The sequence below is a fragment of the uncultured Halorubrum sp. genome, from assembly GCF_937146585.1.
GTDB lineage: Archaea > Halobacteriota > Halobacteria > Halobacteriales > Haloferacaceae > Halorubrum > Halorubrum miltondacostae.
The window spans coordinates 1-3597 of the sequence record NZ_CAKZRO010000012.1 but is presented as its reverse complement, the minus strand read 5'-3'; the positions used below and the strand labels follow the sequence as shown (position 1 = coordinate 3597).

General features: G+C 69.6%; 2 protein-coding genes and 1 pseudogene. All 3 read left to right on the top strand.

The annotated features are described in order from the left end of the window. Window positions 1–77: 77 nt before the first annotated feature. A complete protein-coding gene (locus tag Q0116_RS00955) occupies window positions 78–1403 on the top strand; it encodes a PQQ-binding-like beta-propeller repeat protein (protein ID WP_297884634.1) in 1326 nt (441 codons plus the stop codon). Between the two features lie 111 nt (window positions 1404–1514). Then, on the top strand, window positions 1515–3170 hold the full coding sequence (locus tag Q0116_RS00950; protein ID WP_297884632.1) for a CTP synthase: 1656 nt from the start codon (window positions 1515–1517) through the stop codon (window positions 3168–3170). Next, window positions 3171–3597: pseudogene (locus tag Q0116_RS00945) on the top strand (glutamine-hydrolyzing GMP synthase subunit GuaA); the annotation flags it as partial.

The following is a 3597-nucleotide window of genomic DNA, read 5'->3' as shown; positions in this document are numbered from 1 at the left end:
CCGCGTCGCGTCCGTCGACTCCGCTCCGGCTCGGTCCGAGCGACTGGATTTTTATCCTCACCCGCGAACCGGTCCCCATGAGAGAACGGACGCGTCGCGACCTGCTCCGCGTCGCCGGCGGCGTCGGCGTCGCGGGACTCGCCGGTTGTAGCTCGCTCGACGGCGACTCGACGGCCGACGGTGACTCGCCCGCCGCGGACGCCGGATCCGGGTTCGACGAAGCCGACCTGCCGCTGGATCTCGACGGCCGACCGCAGTCGTCCGACGGACTCGCCTCGCAGTTCCGACAGGGGCTCCGGAACCACGGCCACATCGACGCGACGATCCCCGAGACCGTCGGGGTGCGGTGGTCGGTGCCGGCGAACCGCGGCGAGCACTCCGCCTCGAAGGGTAGCCCGATGCCGACGCCGTCGGGCGACATCCTCGTCGCCGACGACACGGGACGCATCCAGTCGATCGCGGTCGACGGGACGACGAACTGGGCGACGGACCTCTCCGACGCCAAGTGGGGGAGCCACGGCACCCCCGCGATCGCCGAGGGGTCGGCGTACGTCGGCACCTACGACGGCGTCGTCTCCGCGGTCTCGGTCGCGAGCGGCGAGATCGAGTGGCAGACCGACGTCGGCGACGCGGCCGCCGCCAGCCCGACGTACCACGACGGGACGCTGTACCTCGCCGTCGAGTTCTCGCCGCCGAGCGGCGCCGCCGTCGCGCTGGACGCCGAGAGCGGCGAGGAGGTGTGGCGCGACGGCCGGCCGACCGACCACCCGCACTCGACCGTCGCGGTCGACCTCGAGCGCGACCGCTTCCTGTTCGGCGCCAACGACGGCCGCGTCTACGCGTGGTCCTTCGCCGACCGCGAGCGCGCGTGGACCTTCGACACCGGCGGCGACGTCAAAGCGCCGATCGCGATCAGCCGCGGGATCGCGGTGGTCCCGTCGTGGGCCGGCACCGTCACCGCCGTCGACGTCACCGACGGCTCCGGGCTCTGGGCGTTCGAGACGGACGAGTCTGTGTCGCCGTCGAGCGACCCCGACCCGATCCGCACGGGCGGCGTCATGTGCGCGCCGGCGGTCCACGACGGGACGGTGTACGTCGGGAGCCACGACAGGAACGTCTACGCGATCGACTTGGCGACCGGCGAGGAGCTGTGGTCGACCCCGACCGACGGGTGGATCACGGGGAACGTGACCGTGACGAACGGCCACGTCCTCGTCGGCTCGTACGACGAGCACCTCTACGCGCTCGATCGCGAGGACGGGTCGGTGACCTGGGCGGTCGAGGGCAACGGCGAGGTGACCAGCGCGCCGTTCGTCACCGACGACGGGGTCTACTACACCGAGCGCGCCCCGGAGGACGCCGACGAACCCGGCATGTGCTACCGGCTCGCCGCGCCGGAGTGAGCCGGCAGCCTCGCCGTCGGGCGGTCGGACGGTGCGTCGGCAAATAGTCACGAACGTCCAGCGAAACGCGGGGTCCGAAACGGTTTTGCCGGCCCCTGACGGACGGTCGATATGCCAGCAGATCCCGACACGGGGTACGACCCCTCGCTGGGTCGGAAGTTCGTGTTCGTCACGGGCGGTGTGATGTCCGGGCTGGGCAAGGGCATCACCGCCGCCAGTACCGGGCGCCTTCTCGCCAACGCGGGCTTCGACGTCACCGCCGTGAAGGTGGACCCCTATCTCAACGTCGACGCCGGGACGATGAACCCGTACGAGCACGGCGAGGTGTACGTCCTCAAGGACGGCGGCGAGGTCGACCTCGACCTGGGCAACTACGAGCGCTTCCTCGGCACCGACATGACGTTCGACCACAACGTCACCACGGGGAAGACGTACCAGCACGTCATCGAGCGCGAGCGCGCCGGCGACTACCTCGGCAAGACCGTCCAGATCATCCCGCACGTCACCGACGACATCAAGCGACGCATCCGCGAGGCCGCCGAGGGGAGCGACGTCTGTCTCGTCGAGATCGGCGGGACGGTCGGGGACATCGAGTCGATGCCGTTCCTCGAAGCGCTCCGCCAGTTCGCCCACGAGGAGGACGACGAGGACATCCTCTTCACCCACGTCACGCTCGTCCCGTACTCGAAGAACGGCGAGCAGAAGACGAAGCCGACCCAGCACTCCGTGAAAGAGCTGCGCTCGATCGGGCTCCAGCCCGACATCCTCGTCGGGCGCTCCGAGGACCGGCTCGACCCGGAGACGAAAGAGAAGATCGCGCTGTTCTGTGACGTGCCCACGGACGCCGTCTTCTCGAACCCCGACGTGGAGGACATCTACCACGTCCCGCTGATGGTCGAAGACGAGGGGTTAGACGAGTACGTGATGGAGCGGCTCGGCCTCGTCGACGAGGCGCTGCCGAAGGCCGAGCGCTCGACGGAGTGGCGCGACCTGGTCACCCGCGACCGCGACGAGGAGATCGACGTGGCCCTGGTCGGGAAGTACGCCCTCGAAGACGCCTACATGTCGATCCACGAGGCGCTGAAACACGCCGGCATCCAGACCGGTACCGAGGTGAACGTGCTGTGGGTCGACGCCGACGAGACCCGCGAGGAACACGAAAAGCGCCTCGCCGAGGCGGACGCGGTCGTCGTCCCCGGCGGCTTCGGCTCCCGCGGGACCGACGGGAAGATCGAGGCGATCCGCTACGCCCGCGAGAACGACGTGCCGTTCCTCGGGCTCTGCTTGGGCTTCCAGATGGCCGTCGTCGAGCACGCGCGCAACATTCTCGGGCTCGACGGGGCCCACTCCGCCGAGATCGACTCCGACACGCCCCATCCCGTCATCGACCTGCTCCCCGAGCAGTACGAGACGGAGGACATGGGCGGGACGATGCGGCTCGGCGCGCACGAGACCGACATCCAGCCCGACACGCTCGCGGCGCGGGTGTACGGCGCCGACTCCTGTACCGAGCGCCACCGCCACCGCTACGAGGTGAACCCCGAGTACATCGACGACCTGGAGGCCGACGGGCTGACGTTCTCCGGGCGCGCCGACAACCGGATGGAGATCCTCGAACGCCCCGACCACCCGTTCTTCTTCGGGACGCAGGCGCACCCCGAGTTCCGGTCGCGGCCCGACCGCGCGAGCCCGCCGTTCGTCTCCCTCGTCGAGGCGGCGCTGGGATCGACGGACACAACCGAGCGCAACGCGGACGTGAGGCTATAGATGGTCGAGACGGACGAATTCATCGCGGAGGCGAAAGCGGAGATCCGGGAGGCGATCGGCGACGCGAACGCCGTGATCGCCCTCTCCGGCGGGGTCGACTCCTCGGTCGCGGCGACGCTCGCGTACGAGGCGGTCGGCGACCAGCTCACCCCCGTCTACGTCGACACGGGGCTGATGCGGAAGGGGGAGACGGCGGAGATCCGCGACACGTTCGAGTTCATGGAGTCGCTGCGCGTCATCGAGGCGCAGGACCGCTTCTTCGACCGGCTTACGGGGGTCACCGATCCCGAGGAGAAGCGCCACGTCATCGGCGAGGGGTTCATCGACGAGTTCGAGACGGTCGCGCGCGACGTCGACGCCGACTACCTCGTTCAGGGGACGATCTACCCCGACCGCATCGAGTCGGAGGGGAACATCAAGTCGCACC

Coding starts and splice junctions, on each gene's coding strand:
- Q0116_RS00950 (WP_297884632.1), top strand. CDS start 1,515: ATGCCAGCAGATCCCGACACGGGGTACGACCCCTCGCTGGGTCGGAAG.
- Q0116_RS00955 (WP_297884634.1), top strand. CDS start 78: ATGAGAGAACGGACGCGTCGCGACCTGCTCCGCGTCGCCGGCGGCGTC.